Genomic DNA, 16,114 nt, shown 5'->3' with positions numbered 1-16,114 from the left:
GCTTGGAGTGGTGCAGCTCCATGATGCGGCCGGAGATGTGGGGCTCGAGTGCGCCGTAGTCGTACGACAGCTCGGGAAGGGTGTAGACAGCCATGGTGAGTCCTCTCGTTCGGTGTCGGCCACGCTAGGACCTCAACCGTGGTTGAGGTCAAGTCGGACGCCCTCGGGCGCGGCGGTGGCGGGCGGACCCGCCGGGCGCGATCCCTGGGGCACGTGGCCCTGCCCCGAGCACATCATGACCAGGCGGGTCTTGCACGTCCTTCTCAGGAACGGGCGTGTCCCTGCCCGGCACCAGGCGACCAGCAGCCGGACGCCGGACGGCGGCCAGGACGGCAGCCGGTGCAGCGAGCGTCAGCTCGCGCGCTGCTGGCCGCTCATCGCGTGGATCGAGTCCATGACCTGCTCGGTCAGCTCGCGACGCGCCTGCGCGGGCTTGCCCGACGTGATCTGGCGCGCAGGTTCGATGGGCGCCCCGAACTGGACGGTCACGCGGTGGATGCGCGGGAGGCGGGAGCCGACGGGCTGGACCTTGTCGGTGCCCTGGATCGCGACGGGCACGATCGGCGCGTGACCCGCGAGCGCCAGCCAGGCGACGCCCGTGTGGCCCTTGTGGAGCTTGCCGTCGCGCGACCGGGTCCCCTCGGGGTAGATCCCGAACGCACCGCCGCTGTTCAGCACCTCGAGCGCGTCCTCGAGCGAGCGCTGCCCGGCGCGCGGGTCGTCGCGCTGCACGGGGATGTGGCCGAGGGTCGTGAAGAACCAGCGGGAGACGCGGCCCTTGAGGCCCGTGCCCGTGAAGTACTCGGCCTTGGCGAGGAAGGTGACGTGCCGCGGGGCGACGATGGGGATGAGGAGCGAGTCCACGAACGACAGGTGGTTGCTCGCGAGGATCACGGGTCCGCGGCGGGGGATGTTGTTGAGGCCGGTCACCCGTGGCCTCAGCAGCGTGAAGGCCAGGAGCGACAGGATCAGCTTCAGCACCCGGTACGTCATCCGTACATTGTGCACCGACGTGCACGCGGGGCCGACTCCGGGCTCCCACCACGGGGACGGAGCTGCCCGTCGGTGCCCGGGGCGCCGGGGAGAACATGTGGTCGTGCACGGATTTTCACAGAGCGTGGGTCGTTGCGCACGGGCAGGCCCGGGCGCTCGAGCCGACGCCCTCGCGCCCGTGTCAGCCGAACGCCGTGATCCTCCCGTCTGCGGCGCTGATGAGCCGCCCCCCGACGGCCATGAACGTGTAGGCCTCGACCGGGATCGTCGTGGTCCACCGCGCACTGCCGTCGGCCAGGTCGATCGAGGTCCACCGCGTCCTCTCGACCGGCTCGACCCCGACGACGACCGTCAGCGCACCGCGGCCGGCGAAGGCCACGGTCACGTCGCTGGTCGACGATCCCCCGCTGTCGGAGGCGTTCCACGTCCAGACCTCCTCACCCGTGGCGTTGTCGATCGCCACCGCACCCGGGTAGGACGCCACGACGGTCAGGTCCTTCGTCACGAGGAGGACCCGGGTGGCGTAGCGGGCGAAGGACCAGAGCTCGCGCCCGTCCGCGTCGATCGCGGTGAACCCTGAGCCGCCCTGCGCGAACAGGAGGGGTGGCGCGGTACCGTCCGTCGCGAGCGGCTCGGTGACGACGGCCTGGGTGGACCAGAGCAGCGTGCCGTCCTTGTCCAGGACGTCCGTCGTCCTGCCGTCCCGTGACGTCCGGGCGAGCCGTCCGTCGCGCAGGGACCGCGTGAATCCCTGGTCGGCACTGCTCAGGACCTCTCCCTGCTCCGAGAGCGACGCGTCCACGCCGCACCCCGCGACCCAGATGACACCGGCCAGGCTCAGGAAGTAGATGGACTCCCGGTCCTCGACGGTCGACCCGTCCTCTTGCGTGAGCTCGCAGGGCGCGGGTCCCTCACCGGGCTCGACCTGGGGGACGGTCCTCGTCCACCGGGCCTCGCCGGTCCGCGCGTCCTCGACCGTCATGACGAGGTCGCTGCCGTCCCGGACCGCCCTGACCAGGTCGCCGTCGGGCAGGACCTCGGAGACTCCGCGCGACGGGTCCAGGTCGCGTCGGGCGAGCACCTCGCCGTCGGAGCCCACGACGGCGACCGTCGTGGACGGTTCGCGGGGGAAGGCGTCCACCGGCCCGCCGCCGCCCAGGCAGGTGACGATCGAGGCCTCGGAGGGCACGACCGCGGACGGGCCACCCGCGCCGCACAGGAACCCTGCCAGCTCCTCCCGGCGCCACGACACCTCGCCCGTGGACAGGTCGTGGGCGACGAGGCCCTCCTCGAGGCCCAGCAGGAGTCGGTCGTCGACGAACACGGGCCACGTCTCGCCCGAGTCGACGCTCCATGTCTCCTCGGGCGGCTGCGTCAGCCCGACGACCCCGCCCGGCGCGGTGCGCAGCAGCGCGTCGGCCTGCCGTGCGCGGGCCACGTCCAGCGCGGTGAGTCCGCCGAGCACGAGCACGAGGGCACCGGCCACGCCGATGACGACCAGGCGTCGGCGGTGCGCCCTCGGGTCGCGCAGGACCGGGGCGTTGCCGTCCGCACCACCGCTCGTGCCGGCACCGACGGCCGCAGCGGGAGCGACGTCGTCGGGCGGGGGTGCGGGCCGACTCGAGGGCGCGCCGGGACGCGAGGGCCGCGGCGCGAACGCGTCGTCGCCGTCGTCCAGGTCGTCGACCGCCTCGAAGGCGATCTGGCGGGGTTGCTCTCGTCGTCGAAAGGGCACGCCCGGAGCCTAGCGGCCGGGCGTGCCCTGTCGGACGGCGGGATCAGCGCGTGGCGACCGACACGAGGTAGTCGTCGGCGTCGTCGTCCCAGCGCAGGTCGATCGCGCCCGCGGTCTGCGCGGCCTTGCAGAACTGGAGGAAGCTGCGGTAGCCGAGCGCCTTCTCGCTGAAGTCGGGGCGCTTCTTGCGGAGCTGGTTCTTGAGGCCGGACAGCGGCACCGAGTCGCCCTGCTCGCCGACGACGGTGCGCAGCAGCGCGAAGTCGTCCCCGGCGTGCCCGCGCTCGGGCAGCGAGACCTCGGGGTCGCCCGTCGCGGGGCCCGCGCTGAGCTGCACGACGCCACGCTCCTCGAGGTAGCGCAGGAACTCGCCGAAGTTGCGGAAGCCGTAGTCGGCCTCGCTGAAGGTGGGGTCCTTGCGCAGCAGCGTGCGCTTGAGCGTCGAGGCGACGACGGCACCGCTCGACGAGCTCGACAGGTCGGCGAGGGTCTGCGCGACGAGGACGGCGAGGTCCTCGTCCTCGTTGGTCGAGGAGGCCCCGTGCCCGACGGCGGACCCGAGCTCTGCCTCGACGTCCAGCGGGGCAGGGGTCGGCTCGGGCGCGCTCTCGGCGACCGGTGCGACGTCGGCGGCGGGCGGCGTCGCGGCCTCGGGTGCGGGGGCGGCCGCAGCCTTGCCCGACGAGCCCGAGCCCGACGAGCGGCTCGACGACTTGCGGGTCGTGCTGCGGTTCGAGCTGTTCGACGAGCGCTTGCGCTCGACGGGCTCGTCGGGGATCTCGACGCCCTCGAGGCGGTCGTAGAAGAGGAACTCGTCGCACGCCGGGGGCAGGAGCTTGGACGTCGAGTTCTCGACGCCGATCCCGATCACGCGCTTGTTGAGCTCGCGCAGCTTGTGCACGAGCGGCGAGAAGTCGCTGTCCCCTGTACACATGACGAACGTCGAGATGTACTCACGCTCGAACGCCATCTCGATCGCGTCGACGACCATCTTGATGTCGGCCGCGTTCTTCCGCGAGGCCCCCATGCGCTGGGGCATCTCGATGAGCTCGACCTGGTGGCGGGTCAGGGATCGACGGTCCTCGTCGAAGTAGGACCAGTCGGCGTAGGCGCGGCGGACGACCACCCGGCCTCGCGCGGCGAGCGCGTCGGCGATCGGCTTGAAGTCGAAGGTCATCCCGCCCAGGTGGTCGCGCGCGCCGAGCGCGAGGTTGTCGTAGTCGAGGAAGACGGCCAGACGTTCTTCGGTGTCCATATCGGCCAGGGTATGGCCCGCACGGTCCGAACGCCCATCCGCCGCGGCGACCGGCACGTTTGACACGTCTCGGCATGCGGACTTAGTTTGGGGCTAAAGATAGTCCCGAACAAAGGAGTTCTTCCGGTGGTCACCAGCACCGCTCGAAGCGACCACGGCGCCGCCGCGACGCTCGCGCTCCTCGGAACACGAGGCCCCCGGAGCCGGGCGGCCATCGCCCGCGAGCTCGGCGTCAGCCCCGCCACGGTCACCCAGATCACCAAGGACCTCGTCGAGCGGGGCCTCCTGGTCGAGCTCGAGACCGTCCCGAGCCAGGGTGGACGGCCCGCCCGTCTGCTCGGGCTGAGCAGCGCACCGGCCCCCCGCGCGATCGGGGCCAAGGTCACGGCCGACCACGTCGCGATCGTGTCGGTCGGTTTCGACGGCGAGGCGCTCTCGCAGTCGTCCCACCCGTTCGACCCCCGCCGCCCCGACGCCCTCGACGCCCTCGGGCACCTCCTGCGCGACGTCCTCGCGGCAGAGGACGGCCCCGTCCTCGGTGTCGGGATCGGCATCCCCGGGTCGGTCGACGCCCAGGACTCCGGCGTCGTGACCGCCCCGACGCTCGGCTGGACCGCGGTCCCCGTCGGCGCCTCGCTGCGTCACACCCTGGGCGTGCCCGTCCTCGTCGAGAACGACGTCAACACCCTGGCCGTCGCCGAGCACCTGTACGGCACGGGCCGCGAGCACGCGTCGTTCCTCGTCCTGACGATCGGGCGCGGCATCGGTTCCGGGCTCGTGGTCGACAGCACCATCCGCCGAGGTGCCGCGGGCGGGGCCGGCGAGATCGGCCACTTCCCCGTGACCGAGGGCGGCCCGCTCTGCGGGTGCGGCAACCACGGGTGCCTCGAGGCCTACATCGGTGACGACGCCCTGCGTACCCGCGCGATCGCCGCGGGCGTCATCGGCCCCGACGGGACGGTCGCCGAGCTCGTCGCCCGCGCCGACGCGGGAGACCAGGGCGCCCGGGACCTGTACCACGAGGCCGGACGCCTGCTCGGACGCACGCTCGCAGGCGTGGTCCACCTGCTCGACCCCGAGCTCGTCGTCCTGCTCGGCGAGGGCATCGGTGCCTGGTCCCACTGGCAGAGCGGCTTCGAGAAGACGTTCCGCGCACACCTCCTGCCGACCCGCCGAGCCATCCCGTTCGTCGTCGAGCCCTGGGCCGACGACAAGTGGGCCCTGGGCGCCGCCGCCCTCGTCCTGGCCACCCCGTTCGACGCCGCGGGCGCGTCGGGCGACCAGGGACGGCTCGTCGTCGCCCGCATGCAGACCGACGCCGGCAGCACGCCGGCCCTCACCCCCACGAGGAGACAGTGATGTCCGTCCCCGCCACGGCGCCGCCACGGACGGCCGCGCCGAAGCGCCCGACCACGCAGCGACAGCGAACGTCCTCACGGTCGCGGTGGCGCAACCGGGGGTGGGTACTGTTCTTCCTGCTCCCCAGCGCCGTCCCGCTCGTCGTGTTCACGCTCGCCCCCATGGTGAACTCGCTCTGGGTGAGCCTGCACGACTGGAACCTCGTCTCGCCCATGAAGTGGGTCGGCCTCGACAACTACGCCGACCTGCTGACCTCGGGCGACACGTGGCGGGTCCTCGGGAACACCCTCTTCTACATCCTGGGCTACCTCCCGCTGGTCTACGTCGGCGGCCTGGGTCTGGCCATGCTCCTCAACCGGGCGCTCAAGGGCCGCACGTTCTTCCGCGCGGCCTACTTCCTGCCCGTCATCACGAGCTGGGTCGTCGTGGCCCTCGTGTGGCAGTGGCTCCTCAACCCGTCCAACGGCCTCGTCAACCAGCTCGTCCAGCCGGTGCTCGACGGGCTCAACGGGCTCTTCGGGAGCGACCTGACGGCCCCGGGGTGGTGGACGGACCCGCAGTGGGCCATGCCCTCGGTGATCCTCGCCTCGGCGTGGAAGGACCTCGGCTTCGTCATGGTCATCCTGCTCGCCGGGCTCCAGGCGATCCCCGGTGACGTGCTGGAGGCCGCCCGGGTCGACGGCGCCGGCGCGTGGAAGCGCTTCTGGCACATCACGTTCCCGCTGCTGTCCCCCTCGACGTTCTTCGTGCTCGTCATCTCGCTCATCAACGGGTTCCAGGTCTTCGACCAGGTGTACGTGATGACCGGTGGCGGACCGTCCGGCGCGAGCCAGGTCGTGGTCGGCCAGATCTACGACCTCACGTTCCGCTACGGCCGGGCCGGGGACGCGTCCGCACTGTCCTGGATCCTCTTCGTCCTGATCCTCATCGTCACCGCGCTCCAGATGCGCGGTCAGCGCAAGTGGGTGAACCATGCCTGAGACCCTCGCCCCCACCGCCCCCGTCACACCGACCACGGCCCCCGCCTCGCTGCGACGCCCCCGGCGCTCGGCAGGCCAGATCCTCGGACGCATCGCCCTGTACGCGTCCGTCGTCGTCGGCGCCGTCATCATGCTCTTCCCGTTCCTGTGGACGGTCATCACGTCGATCACACCGAGCGGCTCGCTCTCGGGCGGCCCGTCGCTGATCGTCGAGGACCCGACGCTCGACGCCTACCGCACCCTCATGGAGTCCATGCCGGTCTGGCGGATCATCGCGAACTCGTTCGGGGTCGCGGTCGTCGCGACCCTGCTGCAGATGATCACGGGGTCCATGGCGGCCTACGGCTTCAGCCGCCTGCGGTTCAAGGGCAAGAACGTCGTGTTCGCGGCCTACCTGGCGACGCTCATGATCCCGCTCCAGGTCCTCGTCGTGCCGCTGTTCATCCAGATGACGCGGCTCAACCTCAACGACACGTACTTCGCGCTCCTCGCCCCGTCGATCGCGTCGGCCTTCGGCATCTTCCTCCTGCGCCAGGCCGTCGACGGCGTGCCCCGCGAGCTCGACGAGGCCGCGACGCTCGACGGCGCAGGCCACCTGCGGATCTTCGGTCTCATCGTCCTGCCGCTCGTCAAGCCTGCGCTCGCGACGCTCGCGGTCTTCGCCTTCATGGGCTCCTGGAACAGCTTCCTGTGGCCCCTCGTCGTCATCCGCTCCCCCGAGCTCATGACGCTCCCCCTGGGCCTCTCGACGCTCCAGGGCCAGTTCACGACCCAGTGGGACGTCGTCATGGCGGGCTCGGTCGTCTCGATCCTGCCGATCGCGATCGTCTACATGTTCGCGCAGCGCCACATCATCGCCGGCATGTCCCACACCGGCCTCAAGTAGGAGTACGCACCCCCATCGAAAGGAGAGGTCTCATGACCTCACGCTTCAACGGGCGCACCGCTGCGCTCGTCCCGCTCGCGCTCGTCGGCGTCACCGTGCTCGCGGGCTGTGCCCAGGGTTCGGCGACCACGACCACGGGCGCGGACGGCAAGACGGTCGTCCGCTACATGAACTTCACCTCGAACGACGGGCACGAGAAGGACCTCGACACCATCGTCGCGGCCTACGAGAAGGAGAACCCGGACGTCGACGTCCAGGTCGAGACCATCCCCTACGCGGACTACTTCACCAAGCTGCAGACCGCGTTCGCCGGGAAGACCGTCGCCGACGTCGTGGACCTCAACTACGAGAACTTCGTGTCCTACGCCGAGTCGGGCGCCCTGGCGCCGCTCGAGGACGTGGACGCCGCTCCCTACAAGGACACGCTCCTGGAGTCCTTCACGCACGACGGCACCCAGTACGGGCTCCCGTCGTCGTACTCCAACGTCGTCCTGTACTACAACAAGGCGCTCTTCGACGCCGCCGGGCTCGAGCACCCCACGGCCGACTGGACGTGGGCGGACGAGCAGGCCGCGGCCACGGCACTCACCGACACCGCCGCCGGCGTGTACGGCGACTTCCAGCCCGTGACGTTCCACGAGTTCTACAAGGTGCTCGACCAGGCCGGGGGCCAGTTCTTCACCGAGGACGGCTCGGCGACGGCGTTCGACAGCCCCGAGGGCGTCAAGGCCGCGACCTGGCTCGTCACGAAGCCCGGGACGGTCATGCCCACCGAGGCCGACGGGTCGAGCACCCCCGACTTCGACAAGGACCTCTTCTCGGCCGGCAAGCTCGGCATGTGGCACTCGGGCATCTGGATGTTCGACGCCCTGTCCCAGGTCGAGGGTCTCGACTGGGACATCGTCGTCGAGCCCGGTGACGCCTCGAAGGCCTCGGCCCTGTTCACCAACGGGGTGGCCGTGACGGCCGCCTCGAAGGAGAAGGAGGCCGCCCAGGACTTCGCCGAGTTCCTCACGGTCTCGCCCACCGCGGTCGACACCCGGCTCGCGAGCTCGTGGGAGCTCCCGCCGATCGCCGACGAGGACGCCCTGTCCCCGTACCTCGAGCAGACGCCGCCCGCGAACCGCCAGGCCGTGATCGACGCGCTCGACACCGTCGCCCTCCCGCCCGTGCTCGCCGCGCAGCAGGAGATGCAGGACGCGATCAACGAGGAGCTGTCCAACGCGGCCGCAGGCCGCAAGACCGTCGAGCAGGCCCTCACCGACGCCGCCGCACGCGTCGACCAGCTCCTCGGCTGAGCCCGCTCGCACAGCACCCGTCCGGCAGGTCGTGGTGCGGGGTCCCGGACCACGCGACCACGCACCACGACCCGCCCACGCCGGACGTCCATCCCTAGCACCAGGACGAATTCCATGAGCCTCGCCCTCCCCACGACGACAGAAGACCTCGACCGCCTGCGTGACCTGGCGCGTATCTCCGCGGAGGTGATCGCACAGCACCAGGACACCGCCGGCGCCTACCCGGCCTCGCCCACGTTCAGCGCCTACCAGGGCTACGCCTGGTTCCGCGACGGGTCGTTCGTCGCCGAGGGGATGTCCCGCTACGGCGCCGTCGAGTCCGTCGACAGGTTCCACCGGTGGGCCGTCGGCGTCCTGACCTCGCGCGGCGCGCACGTCGCCGACCTGCTCGCGCGCGCCGACCGCGGCGAGCAGCTCCCCCTGACCGACCTGCTCCCCACGCGCTTCCGGCTCGACGGCGCAGACGGCCAGGACCCCTGGTGGGACTTCCAGACCGACGGCTACGGCATGTGGCTGTGGCAGCTCGTGACCCACGCGGAACGTCACGACCGCCCGCTCGACCCCTACCGCGAGGCCGTGGCCGTCGCGGTCGACTACCTGCTCGCGACGTGGGAGCTCCCCTGCTACGACTGGTGGGAGGAGCACGTCGAGGAGCGTCACCCGTCGACGCTGGCCCCGGTCCGCGCGGGCCTCCTGGCCGTCGCGGGCGCCCGGTGCGCCGACGGCTCCCCGCTGCTCGACGACGCCCGCTCGACCCGGGCGCGCGACGTCGCCGACGCGATCAGCGCGCTCGTCCAGGCCGACGGCATGACGTCGGGCCGCGCGAGCGACCCCGACGCGCCGCACCTCGCGAAGTGGTTCGGCTCGGACGCGGTCGACGCGTCGCTCGCCGCGTGCGTGGTCCCGTTCGGCCTCGTGGAGCCCGGCTCCCCGGTCGCCGAGGCCACGCTCGACGCCGTCGCACGCGACCTCGACGTCGACGGCGGCGTGCACCGCTTCCGCGCGGACGTGTTCTACGGCGGTGGCCAGTGGCTGCTGCTGTCCGCGCTCCTGGGCTGGAACCACGCCCGCGCGGGCCGGACCGACGAGGCGTGGCGCCACCTGCGGTGGATCGCCTCGGAGGCCGGACCCGACGGTCTGATGCCCGAGCAGGTCCCCGACCACCTGATGCACCCCGGCTCCCGCGACGAGTGGATCGAGCGCTGGGGTCCCGTGGCCCTGCCCCTGCTGTGGTCCCACGGCATGTACCTGATCCTGGCCGACGAGCTCGGCATCCTGACGACCGACCCGAACACGGAGCAGCACTCATGACCACCCTGATCCACCGTCCCGCCGGCATCGGCCACCCCTACGCCGCGTCGGCCGACCAGCGCCTGCCCGTGCACCCCGGGGTCGGGACCTCCGTGAGCCTCGGCGTCGTCGTCGAGGACGCCCCGACCGACGTCGCCGTCACGTGCGAGTGGGACGACGGCTCGCAGGTCACGACGTTCGCTGCCGCGCCCGGGTCCGTATCCCCCGCGGACGCGGCCGCTCTCGCGGGCGGCGACGGTCACCTCGCCGCGGCCCAGGCGGGCCAGCTCACGGCCGACGGCGCCTGGCACGCCACGAGCCCGGTGCTCGAGGCGGGCCGCCGCTACCGCTACCGCTTCTCGACGGCCGACGCGGCCACCGAGTGGTTCGAGGTCAGCGCGGGCACGTGGACCTCGACCGCCCCGGCCGGGGCGCGCGGGGTGACCGTGGGCGGCGTGCCCGCCGACCTGCACCCGCTCGTCGCCCCCGGCTCGGTCGAGTGGTGGACCGACGAGGACGGCGCACGTCGCGTGCGGTTCGCGTTCCGCCTCGACGCGTCCGAGCACGTGGTCGGGTTCGGCGAGCGGTTCGACGCCGTCGACCAGCGCGGCAGGAGCCTCGACGCCGTCGTGTTCGAGCAGTACAAGTCGCAGGGTGCGACGGGACGCACGTACATGCCGATGCCGTTCGCGCACGTCGTCGGCGGCTCCGGCTGGGGCTTCCACGTCCGCACGTCGCGTCGCACCTGGTACGACGTCGCCGCCTCCTCGCCCGACCTGCTCGTCGTCGAGGCCGCGCTGGGCGACGACGCCGCACTCGACGTCGGCGTCTACGAGGGCAGCCCCACGGCGGTCCTCAAGGCGTTCGGCGACGAGGTCGGCCGGGCCGAGGAGCTCCCGTCGTGGGTCCTGGGCCTGTGGGCGTCGGGCAACGAGTGGAACACCCAGCAGCTCGTCATGGACCAGATGGACGCGCACCGCGACCTCGACGTCCCCGTGAGCGTCGTCGTGATCGAGGCGTGGAGCGACGAGGAGGGCATCACGATCTTCCGCGACGCCCGGTACGCGATCAACCCCGACGGCGCCCCGCACGCAGCCGCCGACTTCACGTACCCGGCCGACGGCGCCTGGCCGGACCCGAAGGGCATGATCGACGAGCTCCACTCCCGGGGCATCAAGGTCGTCCTGTGGCAGATCCCCCTGCTCAAGACCGAGCACGACCTCGGCCCCGACGTCCCGCACGAGGCCCAGGTGCTCGCCGACGGACGCGCCATGGTCGCGGCCGGGCACGCGGTCCGCGAGGAGGACGGCAGCGCCTACCACAACCGCGGTTGGTGGTTCCCGCAGTCCCTCATGGCCGACCTGTCGACCCCCGAAGGCCGCGAGTGGTGGACCGCGCGCCGCCAGTACCTCGTGGGCGAGCTCGACGTCGACGGCTTCAAGACCGACGGCGGCGAGCACGCCTGGGGCGACGAGCTCCGGTACGCCGACGGGCGCCGGGGCGACGAGGGCAACAACCTGTACCCCGTGCACTACGCCCGCGCGTTCGGTGACCTGCTGCGCAGGAACGGCAAGGCTCCCGTGACGTTCTCCCGCGCCGGGTTCACCGGTTCGCAGGCCCACGGCCTGCACTGGGCGGGCGACGAGAACTCGACCTGGGAGGCGTTCCGCTGGTCCATGAACGCGGGCATCACGGCCTCGGCCTGCGGCATCGTCTACTGGGGCTGGGACCTCGCCGGGTTCTCGGGCCCCGTGCCCGGCTCCGAGCTCTACCTGCGCGGGGTCGCGGCCGCGACGTTCAGCCCCGTCATGCAGTACCACTCGGAGTTCAACCACCACCAGCGCCCCCTGCGGGACCGCACGCCGTGGTACGTCGCCGAGACCAACGACGACCCCGAGGTCGTGGACGTGTTCCGGGGCTTCGCGAAGGTCCGCGAGCGCCTCGTGCCCTACCTCGCCGAGCAGGCGCGGCACTCGATCGTCACGGGCGCTCCCCTCATGCGTGGGCTGTTCGTCGACCACGCGCACGACGAGAAGGTCTGGGAGCACGCCGACGAGTACCAGCTCGGCGAGGACCTGCTGGTCCACCCCGTGACCGAGGAGGGCGCGACCACCTGGACCACGTACCTCCCGGCGGGCGAGTGGGTCGACGCCTGGACGGGGCAGCCCGCCACGGGCGAGCCCAGCGGGGCCGGGGTGCTCGTGACGCGCGCCGTCCCGCGCGACGTCATCCCGGTGTACGTGCGCGCCTCCGCGTGGGAGGGGCTGGCGCCGGTCTTCGCGCGGTAGCCCGCGGGTCGGGTCGGCGGCTGAGGAGGCCGCCCGGGCCGACAGCACGGACGACGACGCCATGGAGGCGGCGAGCAGGGCCCCATCCGTCATGACGACGGGTGGGGCCCTTGTCGCGTCGTGGAGCAGCGCCCGCCCGACCGACGGAGAGACGAGGCAAGCCGCGCCGCACGGGCGAGGTCGGCCAGGACCCGACGACTGTCGACCGACAGGCGTACGTTGGAAGGGCGCCAGCAGGGACCGACGAAGCGACTCTGCGACCGCGTGGACGGCCGGTGGAACGGGACGCGAGACACCTCCGGACCCCTCCGTCTCACGCTTCGAGCGGATATTGGCTCAGATCATGGATTCCCCCTACGATCGTCAACACCATCCAGAGCGGTCGAGAGTCCTGGCTCGTTGACACCGCAGCAACCCCCCAACGGAAGCCTCCCGCGGGTACGGGTGCTACAGCCAGGTTCGATGGAGCGATTCATGACCGAGGCATCTTCCTGCGCACCCCCGCACCGCACCGGGGTCCCGCGCGCCATCCGCACGGCCGCCGTGGCCGTCACCAGCACGCCCCTCGTGGCGGTCGCGCGATGAGCATCGTCGACCTGGGGCACTTCGGTCACGAGGCACCGCGACCCACGGTGTCGTTCGAGCTCATGCCCCCGCGCCGACCCGACGCCGCACCCAGGTTCTGGGAGACGGCCCGCCGTCTGGTCGCGACGTCCCCCGACTTCGTGTCGGTCACGTACGGCGCGGCCGGCACGGACCGTGAGACCTCGCGCCGCGTCATCAGCCAGCTCCTGCACGGCACGCCCGTGCTGCCCATCGCGCACCTGACGTGCGTGGGCGCCTCGCGCGAGGACGTCGAGGACGTCATCACGGACTTCCTCGAGGCGGGCGTGCGCAGCTTCCTCGCACTGCGGGGCGACCCGCCGCGCGACCAGCCGGACTGGCGGCCCGCCGAGGACGGCGTGCGGTCGAGCACCGAGCTCGTGGCCCTGCTGCGCGAGGTCGAGGCCGCACGCTGCGCCGCGAGCCCGAGCGTCGCGCTGCGCGGGGCCGCCCGGCCGTTGACGATCGCGGTCGCGACGTTCCCCGACGGGAACCTCGCCGCGGGCACGAGCCGCACCCAGGAGGTCCGCCGGCTGTGGCAGAAGCAGCAGGCGGGCGCCGACTTCGCGATCACGCAGCTCTTTTACGAGGCCTCGTCGTACGTCGACTTCGTCGCCGAGGCGCGCGCCGCCGGCGTCACCATCCCGATCCTCGCGGGCCTGCTGCCCATGACGGACCCGGCCCGGCTCGCACGCGTCGAGGAGCTCACGGGCGTCCCGGCACCGCAGCGCGTCGTCGAGGCCCTCGAGGCCGAGCAGGACCCCGCCGCGCGCCACGCCCTGGGCATCCGTCACTCGGTCGAGCTCGCGCGCCAGGTCCTCGCGGCCGGCGCGCCCGGCCTCCACATCTACACGTTCAACAAGCACCAAGCCGCTCTAGACCTGCTCGAGGGAGTCAACCTCGGCGGTGGGGCAGCGGGGGACGCGAGCAGCGTCTCGTCCCGCACCCCCGACCTGGCCAGCGGGCCGTGGGTCTCCGGCACTCCCCTTCCCTCCGCCGAGCCTGCCCTGGGCAGCTCCTCGGTCTGACCAGTTCAGAGGTAATCACCATGAGTGCACCCACGTTCCCGTCCGGTTCCGTCCTCGGCTACCCCCGCATCGGCCCGCGCCGCGAGCTCAAGAAGGCCGTCGAGTCCTTCTGGGCCGGCAAGACCACCGCGGACGAGCTCGAGGCCACGGCCTCGGCGCTGCGCGTCGCGGCGGCCCGGCGTCTCGTCGACCTCGGTCTCGACGCCTCGTCGGGCGCCGTGCCCGGCTCGTTCTCCTACTACGACCAGGTGCTCGACGTCGTCGCTCTCCTCGGGGCGGTCCCGTCCCGTTTCGCGTCGCTCACCGACGCCGACGGCGCGCTGGACCTCGCGGGCTACTTCACGGTCGCGCGCGGCGCCGGTGAGGACGCCCCGCTCGAGATGACAAAGTGGTTCGACACGAACTACCACTACCTGGTCCCCGAGATCAGCGAGACCACGCCGTTCCGCTTCGCGGACGACCGCGTCGTGCGCCAGTTCGTCGAGGCCAGGGACGCGGGCGTCGTGACCCGGCCCGTCGTCGTCGGGCCCGTCACGTTCCTCGCGCTGTCCAAGGCCGCCGACGACAGCGCGCCCGGCTTCAGCCCGCTCTCGCGCCTCGCGGACGTCCTGCCCGTGTACGTCGAGCTGCTGCGCGCCCTGGCCGCGGCCGGAGCACCGTGGGTGCAGCTCGACGAGCCCGCGCTCGTCTCCGACTCGATCGACGTCCCGGCCGCCGAGGTCCACGCCGCGGTCACCGAGGCGTACCGCGTGCTCGCGACCGAGCTCGCGGTGGGCACCGAGCGCCCCGCGATCCTCGTCGGCGCACCGTTCGGCGGGCTGCAGGGAGAGCACGACGGCCTGGCTCTCCTCGCCGCGACCGACGTCGAGGCGATCTCGCTCGACCTCGTCAAGGGCGCCGTCCCCGCGGGCCCCGTCGCGGGTCTCGCGGGCAAGACCGTCGTCGCGGGCGTGATCGACGGCCACAACGTCTGGCGTGCCGACCTCGCAGCGAAGCTCGACCTGGTCGAGGGGTTGTCCGACCTGGGTGCGGGCTCCGTCGTCGTCGGCACCTCGACCTCGCTCCTGCACGTCCCGCACGACGTCGAGGACGAGGACTGGACGAACGGCTCGATCGACGCCCGTCTGCGCGACTGGCTCGCGTTCGCCGACCAGAAGGTCGGCGAGGTCGCGGTCCTCGCCCGGGCACTGACCGACGGGCGCGACGCGGTCGCCGACCAGCTCGAGGCGTCCCGCGCCGCGGTGGCCTCGCGCGCGGTGGCGAGCGGCGTCGTCGTGCCTGCGGTGCGTGAGCGCGCGGCGGCCCTCACCGAGGGCGACTTCTCGCGCGGCGACTATGCCGAGCGCGCGGCAGCCCAGCAGGCCAAGCTGAACCTCCCGCTGCTGCCGACCACGACCATCGGCTCGTTCCCGCAGACCCCGGAGATCCGCCGGGCGCGCGCTCTCAACGCCAAGGGCGAGCTGCCCGACGCGGACTACACGGCCGCGATGCAGGACGAGATCCGCCGCGTCGTCGAGCTCCAGGAGCAGATCGGCCTGGACGTCCTGGTGCACGGCGAGCCCGAGCGCAACGACATGGTCCAGTACTTCGCGGAGAACCTCGACGGGTTCGCGGTCACGGCCAACGGCTGGGTCCAGTCCTACGGCTCGCGCTGCGTGCGCCCGCCGATTCTGTGGGGCGACGTCACGCGTCCGGCCCCGATCACGGTCGACTGGTCGACGTTCACGGCGTCCCTCACCGAGAAGCCGGTCAAGGGCATGCTGACCGGTCCGGTCACGATCCTCGCGTGGTCGTTCGTGCGCGACGACCAGCCGCTGGGCGACACGGCCAACCAGGTGGGCCTGGCGCTGCGCGACGAGATCGCGGACCTCGAGGCGGCCGGGATCGGCATCATCCAGGTCGACGAGCCCGCGCTGCGCGAGCTCCTGCCGCTGCGCAAGGACGACCAGGCCGCGTACCTCGACTGGTCGGTGAGCTCGTTCCGCCTCGCGACCGCGGGCGTCGACGCCGAGACGCAGATCCACACGCACCTGTGCTACTCGGAGTTCGGCGAGGTCATCGGCGCGATCGACGGCCTTGACGCCGACGTGACCTCGGTCGAGGCCGCACGCTCGCGCATGGAGATCGTGCCCGAGCTGGCCGAGGCCGGCTACGCGCGCGGCATCGGCCCGGGCGTGTACGACATCCACTCCCCGCGCGTCCCCTCGACCGAGGAGGTCACCGAGCTCCTCGAGCTCGCCGTGAAGTCGATCGACTCGCGCCTCGTGTGGGTCAACCCCGACTGCGGCCTCAAGACGCGTCGCTACGAGGAGACCGTGGCCTCGCTCGAGAACCTCGTCTCGGCGACGAACGCGGTGCGCGCGCAGCTCGGCTGATCCACGCGACACCCCGGGGGGCGG

11 protein-coding genes, 1 pseudogene and 1 riboswitch are annotated in these 16,114 nt (G+C 72.2%); of the genes and pseudogenes, 8 read left to right on the top strand and 4 right to left on the bottom strand.

What is annotated here, in order from left to right; translation table 11 throughout:
* The 4 genes and pseudogenes from ACFVQ3_RS18060 to ACFVQ3_RS18045 form a co-directional block, all read right to left on the bottom strand.
* Positions 1 to 94 (bottom strand): annotated as a pseudogene (locus tag ACFVQ3_RS18060) (superoxide dismutase); the annotation flags it as partial.
* A 257-nt stretch (positions 95 to 351) separates the two neighbouring features.
* A complete protein-coding gene (locus tag ACFVQ3_RS18055) occupies positions 352 to 993 on the bottom strand; it encodes a lysophospholipid acyltransferase family protein (protein WP_387642033.1) in 642 nt (213 codons plus the stop codon).
* Positions 994 to 1,174: 181 nt separating this feature from the next.
* A complete protein-coding gene (locus ACFVQ3_RS18050) occupies positions 1,175 to 2,728 on the bottom strand; it encodes a PQQ-binding-like beta-propeller repeat protein (RefSeq protein WP_387642031.1) in 1,554 nt (517 codons plus the stop codon).
* Between the two features lie 43 nt (positions 2,729 to 2,771).
* On the bottom strand, positions 2,772 to 3,983 hold the full coding sequence (locus tag ACFVQ3_RS18045) for an NYN domain-containing protein (protein ID WP_387642028.1): 1,212 nt from the start codon (positions 3,981 to 3,983) through the stop codon (positions 2,772 to 2,774).
* Positions 3,984 to 4,109: 126 nt separating this feature from the next.
* On the opposite strand from ACFVQ3_RS18045, the gene ACFVQ3_RS18040 reads away from it, so the two are divergent.
* The 8 genes from ACFVQ3_RS18040 to metE all read left to right on the top strand — a co-directional run bounded on the left by ACFVQ3_RS18040 (position 4,110) and on the right by metE (position 16,090).
* Positions 4,110 to 5,342, top strand: coding sequence for an ROK family protein (locus tag ACFVQ3_RS18040; protein ID WP_387642026.1), 1,233 nt, complete (start codon positions 4,110 to 4,112; stop codon positions 5,340 to 5,342).
* Entirely contained in the window at positions 5,342 to 6,322 is a 981-nt protein-coding gene (locus tag ACFVQ3_RS18035) for a carbohydrate ABC transporter permease (RefSeq protein WP_387642023.1), read from the top strand. Before ACFVQ3_RS18040 ends, ACFVQ3_RS18035 begins: the two co-directional genes overlap by 1 nt.
* Positions 6,315 to 7,208, top strand: a complete 894-nt coding sequence (locus ACFVQ3_RS18030) for a carbohydrate ABC transporter permease (protein WP_387642021.1) — start codon at positions 6,315 to 6,317, stop codon at positions 7,206 to 7,208. The genes ACFVQ3_RS18035 and ACFVQ3_RS18030 overlap by 8 nt, the downstream gene beginning before the upstream one ends.
* A 32-nt stretch (positions 7,209 to 7,240) precedes the next feature.
* Positions 7,241 to 8,506: an ABC transporter substrate-binding protein gene (locus ACFVQ3_RS18025; RefSeq protein WP_387642019.1), complete on the top strand. Its 1,266-nt coding sequence runs from the start codon at positions 7,241 to 7,243 to the stop codon at positions 8,504 to 8,506.
* 114 nt (positions 8,507 to 8,620) lie between these two features.
* The gene (locus tag ACFVQ3_RS18020) at positions 8,621 to 9,817 is read left to right on the top strand and encodes a glycoside hydrolase family 15 protein (protein ID WP_387642016.1); all 1,197 of its coding nucleotides are present in this window, start codon (positions 8,621 to 8,623) and stop codon (positions 9,815 to 9,817) included.
* Positions 9,814 to 12,084 carry a TIM-barrel domain-containing protein gene (locus ACFVQ3_RS18015; protein ID WP_387642013.1) on the top strand — a complete coding sequence of 757 codons (2,271 nt, stop codon included), beginning with the start codon at positions 9,814 to 9,816 and terminating at the stop codon, positions 12,082 to 12,084. The genes ACFVQ3_RS18020 and ACFVQ3_RS18015 overlap by 4 nt, the downstream gene beginning before the upstream one ends.
* 366 nt (positions 12,085 to 12,450) lie before the next feature.
* A riboswitch (SAM riboswitch) is annotated at positions 12,451 to 12,553 on the top strand.
* A gap of 112 nt (positions 12,554 to 12,665) precedes the next feature.
* Positions 12,666 to 13,715, top strand: coding sequence for a methylenetetrahydrofolate reductase (locus ACFVQ3_RS18010; protein ID WP_387642010.1), 1,050 nt, complete (start codon positions 12,666 to 12,668; stop codon positions 13,713 to 13,715).
* 20 nt (positions 13,716 to 13,735) lie between these two features.
* On the top strand, positions 13,736 to 16,090 hold the full coding sequence (metE, locus tag ACFVQ3_RS18005; protein ID WP_387642008.1) for a 5-methyltetrahydropteroyltriglutamate--homocysteine S-methyltransferase: 2,355 nt from the start codon (positions 13,736 to 13,738) through the stop codon (positions 16,088 to 16,090).
* Positions 16,091 to 16,114: the final 24 nt, after the last annotated feature.

Source organism: Oerskovia sp. NPDC057915 (assembly GCF_042887685.1).
In the GTDB taxonomy this organism is placed as follows: domain Bacteria; phylum Actinomycetota; class Actinomycetes; order Actinomycetales; family Cellulomonadaceae; genus Oerskovia.
Note: the sequence above shows the minus strand (reverse complement) of the source record. Positions and strands in the feature narration are given on the sequence as shown.

Coding starts and splice junctions, on each gene's coding strand:
- ACFVQ3_RS18055 (WP_387642033.1), bottom strand. CDS start 993: ATGACGTACCGGGTGCTGAAGCTGATCCTGTCGCTCCTGGCCTTCACG.
- ACFVQ3_RS18045 (WP_387642028.1), bottom strand. CDS start 3,983: ATGGACACCGAAGAACGTCTGGCCGTCTTCCTCGACTACGACAACCTC.
- ACFVQ3_RS18035 (WP_387642023.1), top strand. CDS start 5,342: ATGTCCGTCCCCGCCACGGCGCCGCCACGGACGGCCGCGCCGAAGCGC.
- ACFVQ3_RS18030 (WP_387642021.1), top strand. CDS start 6,315: ATGCCTGAGACCCTCGCCCCCACCGCCCCCGTCACACCGACCACGGCC.
- ACFVQ3_RS18025 (WP_387642019.1), top strand. CDS start 7,241: ATGACCTCACGCTTCAACGGGCGCACCGCTGCGCTCGTCCCGCTCGCG.
- ACFVQ3_RS18020 (WP_387642016.1), top strand. CDS start 8,621: ATGAGCCTCGCCCTCCCCACGACGACAGAAGACCTCGACCGCCTGCGT.
- ACFVQ3_RS18015 (WP_387642013.1), top strand. CDS start 9,814: ATGACCACCCTGATCCACCGTCCCGCCGGCATCGGCCACCCCTACGCC.
- ACFVQ3_RS18010 (WP_387642010.1), top strand. CDS start 12,666: ATGAGCATCGTCGACCTGGGGCACTTCGGTCACGAGGCACCGCGACCC.
- metE (WP_387642008.1), top strand. CDS start 13,736: ATGAGTGCACCCACGTTCCCGTCCGGTTCCGTCCTCGGCTACCCCCGC.